The organism is Pseudomonas mucoides, assembly GCF_015461845.1.
Taxonomy (GTDB): Bacteria; Pseudomonadota; Gammaproteobacteria; order Pseudomonadales; family Pseudomonadaceae; genus Aquipseudomonas; species Aquipseudomonas mucoides.
Map to the genome: position 1 here is coordinate 45,255 of NZ_JACOPW010000009.1, position 16,031 is coordinate 61,285.

Annotated in this window: 16 protein-coding genes; 6 read left to right on the plus strand and 10 right to left on the minus strand. The window is 61.1% G+C overall.

Translation table 11 applies throughout. From position 1 onward, the window contains the following. Window positions 1–5 precede the first annotated feature (5 nt). Together H8F22_RS27685 and H8F22_RS27690 are read left to right on the plus strand one after the other, a co-directional pair. Entirely contained in the window at window positions 6–719 is a 714-nt protein-coding gene (locus H8F22_RS27685) for a tetratricopeptide repeat protein (RefSeq protein WP_194940943.1), read from the plus strand. 13 nt (window positions 720–732) lie between these two features. Next, the gene (locus tag H8F22_RS27690; RefSeq protein WP_027921876.1) at window positions 733–1,005 is read left to right on the plus strand and encodes a DUF3613 domain-containing protein; all 273 of its coding nucleotides are present in this window, start codon (window positions 733–735) and stop codon (window positions 1,003–1,005) included. 81 nt (window positions 1,006–1,086) lie between these two features. Here the strand turns inward: H8F22_RS27690 and H8F22_RS27695 are convergent, their stop codons facing one another. Both H8F22_RS27695 and H8F22_RS27700 read right to left on the minus strand, forming a co-directional pair. Beyond that, window positions 1,087–1,866: a response regulator gene (locus tag H8F22_RS27695; protein WP_194940944.1), complete on the minus strand. Its 780-nt coding sequence runs from the start codon at window positions 1,864–1,866 to the stop codon at window positions 1,087–1,089. 114 nt (window positions 1,867–1,980) lie between these two features. Beyond that, window positions 1,981–2,451, minus strand: coding sequence for a prepilin peptidase (locus H8F22_RS27700; RefSeq protein ID WP_027921878.1), 471 nt, complete (start codon window positions 2,449–2,451; stop codon window positions 1,981–1,983). Window positions 2,452–2,526: 75 nt separating this feature from the next. On the opposite strand from H8F22_RS27700, the gene H8F22_RS27705 reads away from it, so the two are divergent. Both H8F22_RS27705 and H8F22_RS27710 read left to right on the plus strand, forming a co-directional pair. After that, complete coding sequence (locus tag H8F22_RS27705; protein WP_027921879.1) at window positions 2,527–2,967, plus strand: TadE/TadG family type IV pilus assembly protein; 441 nt, start codon at window positions 2,527–2,529, stop codon at window positions 2,965–2,967. Next, entirely contained in the window at window positions 2,964–5,732 is a 2,769-nt protein-coding gene (locus tag H8F22_RS27710) for a PAS domain-containing sensor histidine kinase (RefSeq protein WP_194940945.1), read from the plus strand. Before H8F22_RS27705 ends, H8F22_RS27710 begins: the two co-directional genes overlap by 4 nt. Here H8F22_RS27710 and H8F22_RS27715 read toward each other — a convergent pair. The 5 genes from H8F22_RS27715 to H8F22_RS27735 form a co-directional block, all read right to left on the minus strand. Continuing rightward, a complete protein-coding gene (locus H8F22_RS27715) occupies window positions 5,702–7,543 on the minus strand; it encodes a pilus assembly protein TadG-related protein (protein ID WP_027921881.1) in 1,842 nt (613 codons plus the stop codon). The genes H8F22_RS27710 and H8F22_RS27715 overlap by 31 nt on opposite strands. Window positions 7,544–7,751: 208 nt before the next feature. Continuing rightward, a complete protein-coding gene (locus H8F22_RS27720) occupies window positions 7,752–8,318 on the minus strand; it encodes a DUF4136 domain-containing protein (protein WP_027921882.1) in 567 nt (188 codons plus the stop codon). 52 nt (window positions 8,319–8,370) lie between these two features. Beyond that, the gene (locus tag H8F22_RS27725) at window positions 8,371–8,985 is read right to left on the minus strand and encodes a DUF4136 domain-containing protein (RefSeq protein ID WP_027921883.1); all 615 of its coding nucleotides are present in this window, start codon (window positions 8,983–8,985) and stop codon (window positions 8,371–8,373) included. Window positions 8,986–8,997: 12 nt separating this feature from the next. Continuing rightward, window positions 8,998–9,747, minus strand: a complete 750-nt coding sequence (locus H8F22_RS27730; protein WP_027921884.1) for a methyltransferase domain-containing protein — start codon at window positions 9,745–9,747, stop codon at window positions 8,998–9,000. Further along, complete coding sequence (locus tag H8F22_RS27735; RefSeq protein WP_027921885.1) at window positions 9,747–10,049, minus strand: MazG-like family protein; 303 nt, start codon at window positions 10,047–10,049, stop codon at window positions 9,747–9,749. Before H8F22_RS27735 ends, H8F22_RS27730 begins: the two co-directional genes overlap by 1 nt. 155 nt (window positions 10,050–10,204) lie before the next feature. Between H8F22_RS27735 and H8F22_RS27740 the strand changes: the two genes are divergently transcribed. Together H8F22_RS27740 and H8F22_RS27745 are read left to right on the plus strand one after the other, a co-directional pair. Next, window positions 10,205–10,498, plus strand: coding sequence for a hypothetical protein (locus tag H8F22_RS27740; RefSeq protein ID WP_027921886.1), 294 nt, complete (start codon window positions 10,205–10,207; stop codon window positions 10,496–10,498). A 114-nt stretch (window positions 10,499–10,612) separates the two neighbouring features. Beyond that, entirely contained in the window at window positions 10,613–11,953 is a 1,341-nt protein-coding gene (locus H8F22_RS27745; RefSeq protein WP_194940946.1) for an MATE family efflux transporter, read from the plus strand. Here the strand turns inward: H8F22_RS27745 and H8F22_RS27750 are convergent. From H8F22_RS27750 to speA, 3 genes are all read right to left on the minus strand, one after another. Continuing rightward, window positions 11,943–12,767 (minus strand): DUF4123 domain-containing protein, encoded by an 825-nt coding sequence (locus H8F22_RS27750; protein WP_194940947.1) that lies wholly within the window; start codon window positions 12,765–12,767, stop codon window positions 11,943–11,945. The two genes, H8F22_RS27745 and H8F22_RS27750, sit on opposite strands and share 11 nt — an antisense overlap. After that, window positions 12,764–13,834, minus strand: a complete 1,071-nt coding sequence (locus H8F22_RS27755) for a contractile injection system protein, VgrG/Pvc8 family (protein WP_194940948.1) — start codon at window positions 13,832–13,834, stop codon at window positions 12,764–12,766. The genes H8F22_RS27750 and H8F22_RS27755 overlap by 4 nt, the downstream gene beginning before the upstream one ends. A gap of 233 nt (window positions 13,835–14,067) precedes the next feature. Further along, window positions 14,068–15,981 (minus strand): arginine decarboxylase, encoded by a 1,914-nt coding sequence (gene speA, locus H8F22_RS27760; protein ID WP_027921890.1) that lies wholly within the window; start codon window positions 15,979–15,981, stop codon window positions 14,068–14,070. Window positions 15,982–16,031 lie beyond the last annotated feature (50 nt).

Genomic DNA, 16,031 nt, shown 5'->3' on the forward strand with positions numbered 1-16,031 from the left:
TCCTGATGAAAGCGATGATTGCCGGTTTGAGTTTGCTGTTATTGGGCGGTTGCGCCACCGACGGCCAGACACCATGGAGCGCCCTGACCAGCAGCGCCAGTTGCAGCAAATTGAGTGCCGATGAACAGCTGAAATTAAACCTGGCCGACGACATGGCCAACGACGGCAAACTGCACGCCAGCCTGGCCAACCTGCAAAGCCTGCCGGACAACGTGGCCGACGTACGCCTGCGCCGGGCCAAGGTCTACCGCCTGCTGGGGCGCAGCGAAGCCGAGCCGTTATACCGCAGCCTGCTCGGCACCTGCATGGCCGCCGAAGCCGAACACGGCCTGGGCCAACTCGCTGCAGCCAAGGGCGACAACGGCCTGGCCCAGGCTCACTTGCTGCGCGCCGCGCGGCTGGCGCCCACCGACGACAAAATCCGCAACGACCTCGGCGTGGTGTACCTCAATCAACTGCGCGTCGACGATGCACGCTTTGAATTCCTCACCGCCATGGAACTCAAGCAAGGCGATCAACTGGCCGCATTGAACATGGTGACGCTACTGATCTACCAGGACGACTGGAGCCGCGCCGCCGAACTCGTCAGCCGCCTCGGCCTCAGCCCCGCCCAAGTCACCGAAGCCCAGGAACGCGCACAAAAACTCAAGACCCCGGGCAAGACAGGCCCGATTCCTGTTAACCAGGTCGCCGTCGTCACGACGCCGAGCCTCCAATAGGGAGTCCTTTGCGATGAAACCAATCGTCCTCAGCTGCCTCGGCCTGCTGGCCCTGCCCCTCGCCGCCCTTGCGCTCGACGGCCCATCCTCGCCACAACAAGCGGAAACCGAAGGCTGGCTGCAACTGCAAAGCAGCAACAAGGCTGCTTCGCAGAAACCACAGACCTCGACAGCGACTGAACGCGAGCTGAGCATGCAGCGCTGGTTGAAGAGTTATGAGCATGAGATCCCGCAGTTTTTTGATCAGGATCAGGGGGGGACGGTGAGCAGTGGGTCGGGGGGGTAGGTTTTGGTTTTTTGTGTGTGGTTTGCCGCCTTCGCGAGCAGGCTCGCTCCCACAGGTCAAACAGTGTGCAGCGGAGGAAAATCAGTGAGCCGTAACCCGCTGGCGCATCCCGGAACTGCTGGGCGACAACGCCAACGCCAACTGGGTGCGGTTATGCATATGCGTCAAACGCAACACCTGCGACACATACAATTTCACCGTGTTCTCGGTAATCCCAAGCTCACAGGCAATCTGATAATTGGTCTGCCCCTTGCCCACCAACCGCGCCACATCCAGCTGTCGTGGCGACAACTGATTGAAAATCGCCGGCATCTCCACCCGATCCACATCACTGACCTCAGCGTCGCCAACATCCGCCTGAGGCCCACGTCGAACCTTATCCAGATCCTGATACAAATCATCGATCGACTCGGACAGATACTGCAGCTTCTGATTCAAATGCCCCAGCTGCAGATTTTTCTGCCGCTCCTGCAACGCCACTTCCTGACGCTGAACCCCTTCCAGCAACTCACCCAGATCAACCGGCTTCTGATAGTAATCAGCAAACCCGGCCCGCAGCGCCTTGATCACATCCTGCTTGTCCGCACGCCCTGTCAGCATGATGGCTTCAAACGCCCGGTGCTTGCCAGACAACCGCTGCAACACCTGAACCAACTCAATCCCGTTCAGCCCAGGCATCTGCAAGTCGCACAGCACCAGGCCGACATCCAGATCCTCCTCAAAGCGCTCGATCGCCTGCTGGCCAGACTCACACGGAATACAGCCATAGCCCTTGCTCTCGAGGAATTCGCACAGCTCCTCCACGATCAAAGGCTGATCATCGACCACCAGGATTTTTACCGCAGACGTAAACTTATTCACGCGCCACTCCATGCTCAGGCCAACGCTGACCGCTCCTGTACTGACAGCCCCAGGCTGCACAACCAGTGATTTGAAAGTAGACGCACTTTCTGACTCTGTACATAGAACGGGCGACTAGTGAATCCAGGCGAACGTGAACAACAACCCCACCAACACAAAGGGCGCAAATGGCTGCTTCCTTGACACTCCCGGCTCCAGGTAGCGAAGACGAGCCCTAAGCCCTTGACCCAAATGAAGCCAGACTCTTGGCGCCACCAGCAGCCATAAAACACTGGCCAGTGCGGCACCGATAAAGCTGCCCAGCAGGTGTATACCGTCCGTCGCGAGACCCAGGGCGCCCATCAGTTTCACATCGCCCGCGCCCATGCGGCGCAGCGCATAACCGGGCAAGGTGAAGGCCAGCGCCAGCAACAACGCCCAACCGCCCTGCGCGGCCTCAGCGCCCAGCCAGGTGGTGTCGGTCCACAACAACCAGGTCAGCGCCAACGCGCCTGCACCGAGGGTCAGGCCATTGGCGATGTGCTTTTCCCGGGCATCCTGTGCCGCGCAGAGCGTCAGCCAGATCAATAAAACAAAGCTTTGCATTCGGTAAAAAACATCCGTTATGGCTGAATGATTCTATGCTGATATCACGCTGTGACAGTCAGGGTAGACGCACTCATGAAATCAAGCCTCCCCCGCAAACAAAAAGGCGCCGTTGCGATTGAGTTCGCCTTGGTGTTCGTGCTTTTTTTCGCCGTGTTCTATGCAATTGTCAGTTACAGCTTGCCGCTGTTGCTGATGCAATCGTTCAACCAGTCGACCGCTGAAGCGGTGCGCCGCAGCGTGGCGGTGGACCCGAGCGCGCCCGGTTACGCGGCCACCGTGCAAGCCACCGCAGCAGCAGAATTGAACCGGCAGTTGGCCTGGATTCCTGCCGCACTGAACTTCAATGCCGCCACCGATTCCACCATCACCTTTGTCGCCGGAGTGCTTAAGGTCAAAGTCGATTACCCCACCAGCAAGCTCAACCGTGTGGTGCCGTTTCTGGTGCTGCCGGGGATCGGTTCGGTGCCCAATTTGCCGGCGACACTCAGCGCCAGTTCGAGTCTGCAATTTTGAGTTCCGGCGACAAACTGTTCGGCCGTCTGCTGAACCGCCATCCGCCACAGCCTGTGACCATGCCCGACACCCTGTGCGTGCAGAGTGTGGGCTTGCAACTGTACCTGGATGCCGAAGGCCGGGTGATTCATCAGACGGGACCGCTGCGGCATATGCTGGCCCAGCAGATTCCAGCCGCGCAGTCCCCGCTGCTGGTGGATTACCTCATGCCCCACAGCAGCCTCGCGGTCGAAGGTGTGCCCGCCGACTGGCAGGGACAGACCCTGGACCTGGACTTCTACACCGTCAGCGGACAGCCCCTGCACCTGCGCGGCTGGGTCCAGCCCGCGGACAAAAACTGGTTGTTGCAGTTACTCGACATCGGCGACGTCTTGCTCGAGCGCCGGCAATCGCGCAGCCGCGAACAGAACCAGTTACTCACGGCGAAGATCAGCGAACAGCTGCGCCTGTGCAGCCTGGTGCGTCTGCCCGATGTTTTGCTCGATCAGCTTCAGGTGCTGGCGCAACGTTTTCACATTCCCTGCGTTGCGGTGGCGTTGCTCGATGAGCAGGCTCAGGGCTGGCAAATTCATCAGCAATACGCCGCCCTCGATGCGCCGAAGCTGTGGCAAAACGCTCAGCGCCTGGGCACCGGGCTCGACAGTTTGAACGGCTCGGTCGCCCAACACCTGACACCCGCCGCGCACCCGCGCCTGCAAGACATCTTCGGGCATGCCGACGGCTTGGCGGTGCCCTATTACGACGCTCACGGTGTGGTCGCGTGGTTACTCTGCGGTGTGTATACGGCGCAGCAACGTGCTCCGGATCTCAACGACAGTGACTGGTTGCAGCTCTGCGCTGCACTGGCCAGCCCGCTGCTGGAACGCCTGCGCGAGCATCGTCATCAACTGCAACTGGAACGGCTGGAATCACTGCAAGGATTGCTCGGCACCGGTTGGTGGGAAATGTTCAGCGACAGCGCCCAGGTGCAGTTGGCGCCGTCGCTCGCCAACGTGCTGAGCCTGACGAGCACGCAATTACCGTTGAACGAATGGCTCGACCACATTCACCCCGCTGACCGCGAAGAACTGCGCAGTCGCCTGCTGGACTTGCAGGACGCCGGCACGCCGTTGTTGCTGTGTGTGCGTCTGCACCGCCCCGAAGCCACACAAACGCCGATCTGGTATCGCCTGCAAGGCCAGGCCCTGGGCGCCGGTAAACAGCGGCGTTTGGTTGGCTTCATGCTCGACATCAGCGATATCAAAAATCAGCAACAGAACGCCGCCACCGCCCATGCGCGACTGGACAACCTGATCGCCAGCTCACCCGCGGTGATTTACGTGCAGCGCTACGTCGAAGGCGCATTGCAACCGACGTTTTTCAGCGACAGCCTGCTGCCGCTACTAGGGCTGACCCTCGCCGATTGCAGCGCCGGGGCCTTGATCGAACGCATTCACCCGCAGGACCGCGATCAGTATTTCGAGCGTACCCGGCAGTTGCTGCGCGAAGGCTCGGTGCGTGCCCGTTACCGACTGCGCGACCATCGCGGCGATTACCACTGGCTGCTCGATGAGGCCAAGCTGCTGCGCGATGACCTCGGCCTGCCGGTGGAAGCCGTCGGCTTGTGGCTGGACGTCACCGAAGCGACCCTGGCCGCCGAACAGGTGAAACAGAGTGAAGAGCGCTACCGGATTCTGGTGGAGGACTCGCCCGCGATGATTTGCCGGTATTGCCCGGACCTGACGCTGACCTTCGGCAATCGGCCGTTGGCGACCTATCTGGAATGCCAGCCCGAACAATTGCCCGGGGTGAATCTGGGCCAATGGATGTCGGACGAACAACGTGAAGCGTTCGTGCAGCGACTCAGTCAACTGAGCCCTGAGTTCCCGGTGAGCACCGCGGAAATCAACCTGCAACTGCCCGGCCGGGAGCACGCGTGGTGGGTCTGGTCTGATCGCGGGGTGTTCGATGAGCAAGGGCTCCTGCTGGAGATTCAGGCCGTCGGGCGGGATAACACCGAAGTCCGGCGCTCGCAGCAGCAACTCACGCAGAGCGCAAAAATGGCCACCCTCGGCGAAATGGCCACCGGCCTGGCCCACGAAATCAATCAGCCGCTGAACGTGATGCGCATGGCCATCGTCAATGTGCTCAAGCGCCTGAGCACGGGCGAGGTGCAGATCGACTACCTCACCGACAAGCTCAACCGTATCGATTCCCAGGTCCAGCGCGCCGCGCGAGTGGTGGATCACATGCGCGTGTTTGGCCGTCGTTCGGAGATCGAACAGCATCCGTTCAACCCGGCGCAGGCCATCGAGGGCACGCTGTCGCTGCTGGCCGAAGGCATGCGCGGCAAAGGCGTTGAACTACGGGTCAGCGAGACCGGTTTTGACGTGCAAGTGCGCGGCTACGTCGATCAGCTGGAGCAGGTGTTGATCAACCTGATGGTCAACGCCCGGGACGCGCTGCTGAGCAAACGCGAGGCCGACCGCGAGTTCAAGCCGTGGATTTCGGTGTACGCCGAACGGGACAAGCAGTCGGTGCGGCTGTGGGTCGAGGACAATGGCGGCGGCATTGACCCGCGGTTGATGGAGAAGATTTTCGAACCGTTTTTCACCACCAAACCAGTCGGCATCGGCACGGGGTTGGGGTTGTCGGTGAGCTACGGCATCGTCGAGAACATGGGCGGACGCCTGAGCGTTCGCAACTCGGTGGAGGGCGCACGGTTTTGCATCGAGCTGCCGGTTGCGTTGGATGATCAGAGCAGCAGTGATGCTCGACCGGAGTGACAGCTGAGGTTGGCGCCGACCTGAATTTTCCCGACTTCGATGCCAAGGGTTTTCAGGACGGTGTTGAGCAGGTTGTCGAGCAGCGGGCTGAGGATCGAGTTCAGCGTTGTCGTCAACAGCGACAGCACGCTGGTCAACAGCGAGTTCAGCAAATCGAAAACCGCCTGCAGCAGGAAGCCGGGACTGAATGACGGGGTGTGAACAATCAATGGCAAGGGATTGATCGCCTGCGACAAGCCGGAGATCGCATTGGTGGCGGTCAAGGTATAAGGCGGACTGGAGGGGGCCAACCCGACTTTCGGCGGGTTGATGAACGTGGTTGATGCGCTGGTCGGCACGACGGGGCTGTCGATCCTGAGTTCAGCGCCACCACCGGAAAAGGGCACGCCGGCATGCCGGATATCGAGCAAGGTGAAGGGCGTGACGCTCAGAGGCGCAATCGAGGAGGCCCAATTGGAGTTGACCCGCCCGACCCGCAATTCAGCCACGGTGGTGGTGGTGAAAGCGGTCAGGCTTTTATTGGATTCGCTGGCGCAGGTGTAGTCGGTGACGTAACTGCTGCCCCCGCCCGCCTCAAGACTCACGTCCAGATTGGGATTGGGCAATACATACAAATCGAGTCCCAGTAACCCGGTGACCACAGACAAAGTGCTCGTCACCAAACCGGTCAGGTTAGTGACCAGCGACAAATCCAGGCTCACCAACACCCGGACCTGCGCGGTGCGCACATAGATTCGATTGGCGCCCAACGGCGCCAGTTTTGCCAAGGCCGGGTTACCCACTACCGACAACTGTGGCGGCTCGATCACCTTGATGTTTGCCGTGGCCCCGAGGCCCAACCCCAACAGATTCACCGGAAGCGTGCCCGTCAGCGCACTCTTGCTGTTGCCCAGTTCGATAAACGCCTGGACCAGTTGAAAGGCATTCACGTTAGCGTTCAGGCCGGACGCGGTGCTGCCCGTCTGCAACTGCAAGATGTCACCCAAATGCACTTTGAGCGGATTGACGACGGTGTTGGCCAGCGCATTCAAACCGGTCTGAACGTCCGCCGTCGCGCCATTGGCCTGGGCCACGGTCGCGGCAGCTCGCAGCAGCTGGCCCACCGTGGCGTCTGCGCCGAGCAATTGGGTGTAGTCGCCGGCGGTGACCTGCAGGTCAACGGCAAGCTGATCCATGTATTTGAGCAGGTTGATATTGGCAGCCACCAAACCGTTCCAGCTGGCGACGGTCAAGTTGATCGGCGCACCGCTCAAGCCAGACAACATACCGTTCAACAAATTAACGTCTGCCAGCGTGCTTTGAATACTCAGTTGGGCCACCGGCGGCCCCGCGACACCCGCAACGGCCGTGGCGCTCAGGTTAATGGTCGAGTTGGCAGGGGAGCCGCCGAACATCGCTCCGAGACCGCCGACCAGACTCTGCGGCACCACATGGCTGGCGATGACCCGGATCGCTTCGCTTTTGCTCGGGTCCGCCGCGAATACCCGAAGGTTGCCGGCGTTCACGGTCACCGCGCCGCAGGCAACGGCCAAGGCGCGGCCAGCGCTGGGGAGGGCGAAACCATTGCGTTGGGCGCTGGCGGTGGCGTAGGTGACGGCGGAGGCGCCGACCAGGCAGTCACCGCCCCGTGTGGCGGCTTCCAGCGCAGCCATGTCGGCGACCCGTTGCAGGTTGCGTTTTTCCAGGTAGAGCCGGCCGGTGTCGACCACAACCACCAGGCACAATAGCGCCGCCGCCATGGTCAGCGCCGCCATCAAGCCAATCGCCCCCCGTTGCCGGGCCGGTCCACGAAACTGCAAGCGGGGAGACATCGCGCACTCCTTTGCCGGTGCACTGCCGGGGCTTTCTCCGATCGTGAAGAGCAGTGTAGACAAGGGTTGGCCAGAATGCTGGCAACTCGCCAGCCCAGACAACAAAAACCCTTGTAGGAGTGAGCCTGCTCGCGATAGCAGAGTGTCAGTCGACATCAATTTTGACTGTTACACCGCTATCGCGAGCAGGCTCACTCCTACAAGGGGATTAGTGGGCTAATTTGGGTGGATAGTTGGCCAGGATGCGCGCCACGGTTTCGTGGATCGCAGTGCTGCGATCCGACGGGTTCGGCGAGCCGCTGAGCAGTTGCTCGTCGCTGCCGCGCCACACTAGTTTGCCGTCCTTGCCGTCGAGCAGGTCGATCTGGATGGTCGCCACTTTGTAGCTGACGTTGCGGGTTTCGTTGTACATCGGCGCACCCCAGTAACCGTTCCAGGGGTTGCCATAACCGCCGCCATAGCTGGTGGTGACTTGTTGCTGGCGCTCTTCGACGATCAGATAGGTTTGTACGTTCAAATCGCCCCGGGTGCCGGTGGCGGCCGGGCGCAAGCCGCGCTGATCAAGCTGATCGGTCACCGATTCACGGATGCGTTGTTCGGTCAGGTCACTCTTGATCCGCGGATCATCCGGGCGGTATTGCAGGGCCGGTTCTTTCCAGCTCCAGCTGCGGTAGGCGGCAAAATCGCGGCTGGCGTCAAAGTCATGATTGACCTGGTTGGCGGCGCAGGCACTGAGCAGCGCGGCCACAACCAGTACAGCGAGACGGCGGAACATGATCTTTCTCCGGTTGAGGCGTCACCTGCGCAATGCTTCTTATCGACAGAAGCTAACTCGGAGGATACGCCGACATTGCCTTTTCTACAGCCTTTCGCAGGGCATCGGCTTGTTCGCTCTGGCTGCCGCTTTGGCCGGTTTCGGCGCTGCCGCTCCACACCGGCTGACCGGTGCCGGCGTCGTACAGATCCACCTGCACCACCAGGACTTGCTCCTGATACGTGCGCACGATCGGCACGCTGCCGTACATGCCGTAACCGTTGCCATAGTGGTTGTAACCGCCATAACCAGCGCCGTAATAACCGTAGTCGTCGCGCTCCTGGCGCAAGCGGGTTTCGATGTGCAGGTTGGCGCTGACAAACAGGTCGGCCGGACGGTTATCGTGCAGCGGACGCAAGCCGCGCTGATCGAGGGCGTTGCTGACCACTTCGGCCACCTGCGCCGGGTCGGCCCAGGTGGTGCCCGGCGGCAGATGGCCGTCGAGCCACGCCCAGCTGCGATAACGCCCATAGTCATGAGGCGGCGCCGGGTAGGCGCTGCGATCGAACACCTTGGCAGCGCCCGGCGGCGCTGGCGGGATCGGGTTCGACGACGCCACATACGGGTTGCCGCCCTGACAGGCCGCCAGCCCGAGACAGATCACCAGTAACCCTGAACGACTTTTCATTTCGAGCTCCGATCAGACCGGCCGACAGATCCAGTGCAAGTAGCGCCCGAGCCCGGCAAAGCTCGGGTGACGACGGTGGGCCAGTTCCATTTCGAGCAGGTCCACCAGCTCGGCACGGGCCTGGAATTCCACGGGCATATAGTCGTGAAAAACCCGCACGCCACTCTGGGTTTCGACCTGCCACAAGCCCTCAAGTTGCGCCGCCAATTCCCGCGGGTCGAGCGGTTGTTGCGGGGTCAGGCTCTGCTTTTCGCCCGCCATGTCGTTCTTGCGCATCTTGCGAAAGTGGCCCTTGAGCAGGTTGCGGTAAATCAACGCATCGCGGTTGTAGAAGGCCAGGGACAACCAGCCGTCTTTTTTCGTCAATTGATGCAATACCGGCAAAATCGCGTGAGGTTCGGCCAGCCATTCCAGCACGGCATGGCACAGGACCAGGTCGTAGGGTTCGGTGAGCTGACCGAGCAGTTCCTGCCACGGTGCCTGGATGAAAGTCGCGCTCTGCCCCGCCTCGGCGAAACGTTGGCGGGCGCCTTCGAGCATCGGTTCGGCGGGCTCGGCCAGCGTGACGTCGTGACCACGCTGGGCCAGCCACAACGACATGTGGCCCAGGCCGGCGCCGATGTCGAGCACACGCAGCGGCCGGTCCGGCAGGGTTTCGGCCAGGTCGGCCTGAAGCACCGCCAGGCGGATTGCGCCTTTGGCCCCGCCGTAGATTTTTTCGGCGAAGCGTGTCGCCAGTTGATCGAAATGACGATCACTCATCAGCTGAACCTCTTTTCGCTGTCCGCGAGTTTGCTGAGCACGACTTCATTCATGTCCAGCCCCAACTCGCTGCACAGCAGCAATAAATAGAGCACGATGTCGCCGACTTCCTGCCCGGCATGGGCGAGCTTGTCGGCCGGCAATTGACGCGACTGGTCTTCGGTCAGCCACTGGAAAATCTCCACCAGCTCGGACATTTCCACGCTGGCGGCCATGGCCAGGTTTTTCGGGCTGTGGAATTGCCGCCAGTCGTTGCGGTCACGGATGGCATGCAGGCGTTCGGTCAGTTCAACAAGGTTCATCGGGCTCTCCTGAAGGCGTATAGCTTCGGGGGGATGGCCGGGGATGGCAAGGGCGCTTTTCCCACAGGTGCAGTGCAACCCTCTATGCTTGTGGGGAACTCGCCACTGCGATCAATGGCCCAAGGCTCAACCACTTACATCAGGACGTTAACGACATGCAGGTAGAAGGTTTTTTCGAATGGCTCGGCCAGGCGCTCGGTTCGGTCATCCGCTTTATCGTTGACGCCCTCAGTGGCTTGTTCAACCTGTTGAGCCACGCCGGCAGCAACTTTGTCGATGGGTTGTCCCGGACACTGGGGATGGACACTTCGATCATCAACATCATTGCGCTGATCCTGGGGTTGATGCTGTTGTGGTCGGCGATTCGGGCGTTCATGAATGCGTCGGTCATCATGGGGATTATCTGGTTGCTGTTGGGGCTGTGGCTGCTGAGCTGGATCATCCACTGACACCCAAAAATCTCTGTAGGAGCGAGCCTGCTCGCGATTGATCATTCCCACGCAGAGCGTGGGAACGATCACCTCCAACTATCGCTACAATGCCGGCTTCGCCAAGGAGCCTGCATGTCCAACCTGATTGCCGACTGGCGTGACCGCCCGACCCATCGCCGGGTCTGGGCGCTGGCTGCGCCGATGATTCTGTCGAACATTTCCGTACCGCTGGTGGCGCTGGTCGACAGTACGGTCATCGGCCACCTGCCCCACGCCCATCAGTTGGGGGCCGTCGCTATCGGGGCCAGTTTGTATACCTTCCTGGCCTGGGCCATGGGTTTTCTGCGCATGGGCTCCACCGGTTTCGCGGCGCAGGCTGCCGGCCGCGGGGATGGCGCAGCGTTGCGGCAGATTTTGCTGCAAGGCTTGTTATTGGCGATGGGGCTGGCGATTGTCCTGGGGGCCGCGGGTGTTCCCTTGAGCGGCGTCGCGCTGCACTTCATGCAACCCTCGGCAGAGCTGGATCAACTGACCCGCGAGTTTTTCCACACGCGGCTGTTCGGACTGCCGGCAGCGCTGGCCAGTTATGCATTGGTCGGCTGGTTCCTCGGCACCCAGAACGCCCGGGCGCCGCTGGCGATTCTGCTGAGCACCAACCTGGTGAACATCGCGCTGAACCTGTGGTTCGTCCTTGGGCTGGAATGGGGCGTGGTCGGTGCCGCCCGCGCCTCGGTGATTGCCGAATGGAGCGGCGCACTGATCGGTTTGCTGATGACGCGCAAAGCCTTGCACGCCTACCCCGGTCATATCGTCTGGGCCGCGTTGGCCCTGTGGCAGAGTTGGCGGCCATTGCTGGCGGTCAATCGCGACATCTTCATCCGCAGCCTGGCGCTGCAATCGGTGTTTTTCCTGATCACCGTGCAAGGCGCGCGACTTGGCGATGCCACCGTTGCCGCCAACGCACTGCTGCTGAACGGCTTACTGCTGACGGCCCACGCACTGGACGGTTTGGCGCATGCCGTGGAAGCCCTGTGCGGGCACGCCATCGGCGCCCGTGATCGAGGGGCGCTGCGGCGTTCTCTGGTGGTCGCCTGCGGCTGGTCATTGCTGGCGAGCCTGGGCTTTGCCGTGCTGTTTGCGTTCGCCGGGCATGTGTTTATCGAGATGCAGACGAACATCCAGAGCGTGCGCGACACCGCCTTCATCTACCTGCCCTACCTCGCCGCGCTGCCGCTGATTGCGGTATGGAGTTACCTGCTCGACGGGCTGTTCATCGGTGCCACTCGCGCCCGGGAAATGCGCAACGGCATGCTGTTGACCGTGGTTCTGCTGCTGCCTTTCGCCTGGGCGCTGCAAGGCTTGGGCAACCATGGACTGTGGATCACCTTTCTGCTGTTCATGGTGTTGCGCAGCCTGACCCTCGGTGCGTTTGCCTGGTACTTGCGCAAGAACGACGGCTGGTTCACTGGATGATGGGGTCAGGGCCCTCTCTGGGTTGAGCGTTCTGCCACAGGGTGCGCAGGCTATCGAGACGCGCCTGCTGGGTGGCGCCCGACAAAGGCAGTTCAGGCTTTGCGCCGGGGTGCTGCAAACGTAGCCACAACCAGCCGTCGAGCACCGGTCGCTCGCTGAAGCCCAGCGCCAGCCCTTCCCTCAGATGGGACCATAGACGGGTGTAATCGCGACCGGTGGATTGGCTCCAGCGCCAGGCATGCTGCTCCAGCAGGCAGGTTTGCAAAGCGTCGCGCTGACGCGCACTGAGATCTTCCTCAATCCCTAGCGGTTTGACGACAAGCCCTGGATTGAACAACTGCTGCCAGCCCTGACAACCGATGGCCCGATCAGCCCAGGTTCCACCGAACCAGCGTATCTGCCGGATCGGACCGAGCCAGCGACTCAGTTCCGGGGCATCGCAGGCATCGAAAAAGTAACTGGCCGTGTGGGAGTTGTAGAAACTCAGCAAGGCGCGGTGGTGCAGGCCAACAGTGACGGTGAGCATGCGGCGTAAATGCTCGAGCAACTGTGACGCAGGCGCCTGACTGACCAGCCACAACCCGCTCCAGAGGTGGGGTTCGCGCAGACAACGCTCGGCCAGCGCCGGGCATCCCTTGAGGTCGACCAGCACGGGCCCGTGATCCCGTAACGACTGCCATTCGGTGTCGTCAAACAGCCCGTACTGGCGGACGTGGGCAAAGGGTTGCCGCAGCGTTGCTCCGGCCCCGGGTACGCCCGGCACATCGAGCAAGAGCCATTGTGAAGTTGGATCGGGAGCCTGGGCGGCAATCATGGTGCACCGCTCTGGCCAAGCTGTGTCGCTGCCCGGCACGCGCAAAGGACTTGTGTGCAATGTACGAAACTGCCCCCGCCGGGTAGCAGACACAGCAACACCAACGGTTCGCTGGACTGTAACAGGCGCAACAATCCATCAACCGACACATTGTTATCCGCCACCACAGCGGGCTGCGCATCGGCCAAGCCTGGCGCCTGGGCGACTGGCGGGCCGCAAAGAAATCCGGTGATGAGCGGTTGATCGGGATCGCCTTCGATAAAGCTCACCAGCACCTCAAGACCTTCTCTCATTGGCAGGGTGTGGGCGCCGCTCAATTCAGGCGCTATCGACAACCAACAGTGGCTGGGGGCCGCGCCTTCGCCCTGATAGAGCCAGTCAAATTGCACCGCGACAGGTCTGGCTACATCGGGTTGAGGCTCATCGACTTCGACCACCCAAGCCCGTTGCAGGCTGTGCATTCGGGGGCCAGTGGACAAATTCATCGGAGGCAACTCTGTGCCGTCCTGAACATGCCCGTCACCCAAGACCAGACAATGACCACGCCTGCGGTGCTCGAAGTGGTAATGCAGGCGTTCCTGCGCGCATAGCCGCTGGAAAAACTGCAGGTCCGATTCCTGATACTGCGTGCAGAAATCCCGAGGCGGGTAATCGCCGGTCAACTCGAAACGCCGATCCTTGCCGGCAATGCCATGTTCCTTGAGTACCTGGGCGAGGATCTCCGGGACCGAACGGTTGCTGAAAATACGCTGGCTGAATCGCTGGGCCAGGCAGGCCAGTTTCGGCTTCAGGCGTACACGACAGCGCCTGGGTGTGGCGCTCTGTCCGGCCTGGACCAGTTCATGCAACTGTCCGTGAAAACCGTTTCCCGGTGGACCGACATGCAAAAAGGCCGGCCGGTACAACAGGCTTGCCAGGTCCAGTGCCGGATCGTCAATCAGCAGCTCCATGTTGAACTCAAAAGGTTCGCTGATCGCGTCACTGCCGCTAAAGGCCAAGACCGCAAAGGGATCAGGCAGACCCTCTACATCCAGACGAAATGACGGCTCGTTGGCTGGATCGAACATCGGCGATTCTCTACAGGAGGGGCGGCTGGGGATTCTCTCTGAGAGAGTTGGCCGAGTAGAGAGCTGAACTACAACTTAGGAAATGACCTACGCGAAAAGAAGACCACATCGCAGGGATAGACGAGGATGTGAGTCATTTCGCGGGAAATCAAAGACGCGTCGCACCAGGTCATCTGAAATTTCCGCAGCGTGCGGAACATTTTCAGACAACCTGATGGGAGCGGTGCCCTACCTTACGAAGACAGGTAAGACGAACGGGTCAGGCCCAGGCGCAGAGCGTCGAGGAACTGGGTGCGCTCGGCCGCGGTGATGCGTGCACTGGCGCACTTGTCGCGGTAGTGGGTCATCAACTCTTCCGGCGACAAGTGCACGTAACGCAGCATGTCTTCGATGGTGTCGTGGGTTTCGATACCGGCGTGGTACACGCTGCCGTCGGCGTTCTGGTAGATGTTCACCGAGTCGGTGTCACCGAACAGGTTGTGCATGTCGCCGAGGATTTCCTGGTAAGCGCCGACCAGGAAGATCCCCAGCAGGTAGTCTTCACCTTCGTTCAGTGCGTGTACCGGCAGGCTGGTTTCGATGCTCTGCTCGTCGACGTACTGCTTGATCTTGCCGTCGGAGTCGCAGGTCAGGTCTTGCAGCACGGCGCGGCGCAGCGGCTCCTCGTCGAGACGGTGCAGAGGCAGGATCGGCAGGACCTGGCCGATGGCCCAGGTGTCCGGCAGGCTCTGGAACACCGAGAAGTTGCAGATGTACTTGTCGGCCAGCTTGTCGTTGAGTTCGTCGAGCACCTGGCGGTGCGAACGCTGACGGGCTTTCAACGAGTTGTGCAGGCGACGGCACACGGCAAAGTAGCATTGCTCGGCCAGGGCTTTTTGCGCCAGGGTCAGCTTGCCGTCGGCGTACTGGGTGGCCACGTCGCTCATGTAGTGCGTCGCGCGCCAGTAGGTTTCGGTGACCATCTCGATGTCGGTCGGGCCCAGCAGGTCAACCAGCCATTGCACGGTTTCCGGCAGTTCTTCCTTGTTGTCGATCTGCGGCACGTCGTCGTTGTGTTTCTCGACGTCGGTGACCTGCACCACCAGCATGGCGTGGTGAGCGGTCAGGGAGCGCCCGCTTTCAGAGAAGATGTTCGGGTGCGGCAGGTTCTGCGCGTCGCAGAATTCCTTGAGCATCCCGACCACGACACCGGCGTAATCGTCCATGTCGTAGTTGATCGAACTGGCGTTACGCGAATGCGTACCGTCGTAATCAACGCCCAGACCGCCGCCCACGTCGATGTGATCCACTGGCAGGCCGAGGTTGCGCAGTTCGCCGTAGTAACGAATCGCTTCCTTGAAACCGTGCTGGTAGTCCGCCAGGTTGGCGATCTGCGAGCCCATGTGGAAGTGCAGCAGGCGAATGCCCTGATCCAGGCCCGCTGCGCGGAAACGCTCAACCACCGACAGCAATTGTGCCGCCGACAGACCGAATTTGGATTTCTCGCCGCCGGTGTCCGCCCATTTGGACGAGGCCAGGGACGACAGACGTACGCGCAGGCCGACCTGAGGCTTGACCTTCAGCGAGGCCGCTTCTTCGATCACCAGGCCGACTTCGGATTCTTTCTCGATCACGATAAAGACGTTGTGACCCAGCTTCTGGCCCATCAGCGCCAGACGAATGAACTCGCGGTCCTTGTAACCGTTGCAAACGATGGTGCCGCCCTTCGGCGCCAGCGCCAATACCGCTAGCAACTCTGGCTTGGAGCCGGCTTCCAGACCAATGGAGACGTCCTGGGTCGCAATGATGTTTTCAATCACCGCTTCTTGCTGGTTCACCTTGATCGGGTACAGCGCGGTGTACTTGCTCTGGTATTCCAGACGCTCGATGTTCGCATCGAAGGCGCCGGTCAGCTGACGCACGCGGTCTTGCAGGATATCCGGGAAACGCACCAGCAATGGCAAGGACAAACCGCTTTTGCGCAGTTGGTCGACTTGCTCGAACAGATCAATAGGCGAACTGGTCGGACCGTTCGGACGAACTTCGACGCGACCGGCGTCATTGATCGCGAAATACCCGGCCCCCCAATGGCGAATCCCGTAAACACTGCGGCTGTCCGCAACTGTCCATTGGCTGCCATCGTCTTTGCGTGTGCGTCGTACGGACATTGAAGTCCCCTATAAAGAAGTCATAGAGCGTCGCCTGGGTTCAGGCCGGC

Bases quoted from the DNA above. Each gene is read 5' to 3' on its own strand.
- H8F22_RS27725 (WP_027921883.1), bottom strand. From the start codon at position 8,985: ATGAAAAGTCGTTCAGGGTTACTGGTGATCTGTCTCGGGCTGGCGGCC.
- H8F22_RS27750 (WP_194940947.1), bottom strand. From the start codon at position 12,767: ATGATTGCCGCCCAGGCTCCCGATCCAACTTCACAATGGCTCTTGCTC.
- H8F22_RS27720 (WP_027921882.1), bottom strand. From the start codon at position 8,318: ATGTTCCGCCGTCTCGCTGTACTGGTTGTGGCCGCGCTGCTCAGTGCC.
- H8F22_RS27685 (WP_194940943.1), top strand. From the start codon at position 6: ATGAAAGCGATGATTGCCGGTTTGAGTTTGCTGTTATTGGGCGGTTGC.
- H8F22_RS27740 (WP_027921886.1), top strand. From the start codon at position 10,205: ATGCAGGTAGAAGGTTTTTTCGAATGGCTCGGCCAGGCGCTCGGTTCG.
- H8F22_RS27745 (WP_194940946.1), top strand. From the start codon at position 10,613: ATGTCCAACCTGATTGCCGACTGGCGTGACCGCCCGACCCATCGCCGG.
- H8F22_RS27735 (WP_027921885.1), bottom strand. From the start codon at position 10,049: ATGAACCTTGTTGAACTGACCGAACGCCTGCATGCCATCCGTGACCGC.
- H8F22_RS27755 (WP_194940948.1), bottom strand. From the start codon at position 13,834: ATGTTCGATCCAGCCAACGAGCCGTCATTTCGTCTGGATGTAGAGGGT.
- H8F22_RS27700 (WP_027921878.1), bottom strand. From the start codon at position 2,451: ATGCAAAGCTTTGTTTTATTGATCTGGCTGACGCTCTGCGCGGCACAG.
- H8F22_RS27715 (WP_027921881.1), bottom strand. From the start codon at position 7,543: ATGTCTCCCCGCTTGCAGTTTCGTGGACCGGCCCGGCAACGGGGGGCG.
- H8F22_RS27730 (WP_027921884.1), bottom strand. From the start codon at position 9,747: ATGAGTGATCGTCATTTCGATCAACTGGCGACACGCTTCGCCGAAAAA.
- speA (WP_027921890.1), bottom strand. From the start codon at position 15,981: ATGTCCGTACGACGCACACGCAAAGACGATGGCAGCCAATGGACAGTT.
- H8F22_RS27705 (WP_027921879.1), top strand. From the start codon at position 2,527: ATGAAATCAAGCCTCCCCCGCAAACAAAAAGGCGCCGTTGCGATTGAG.
- H8F22_RS27690 (WP_027921876.1), top strand. From the start codon at position 733: ATGAAACCAATCGTCCTCAGCTGCCTCGGCCTGCTGGCCCTGCCCCTC.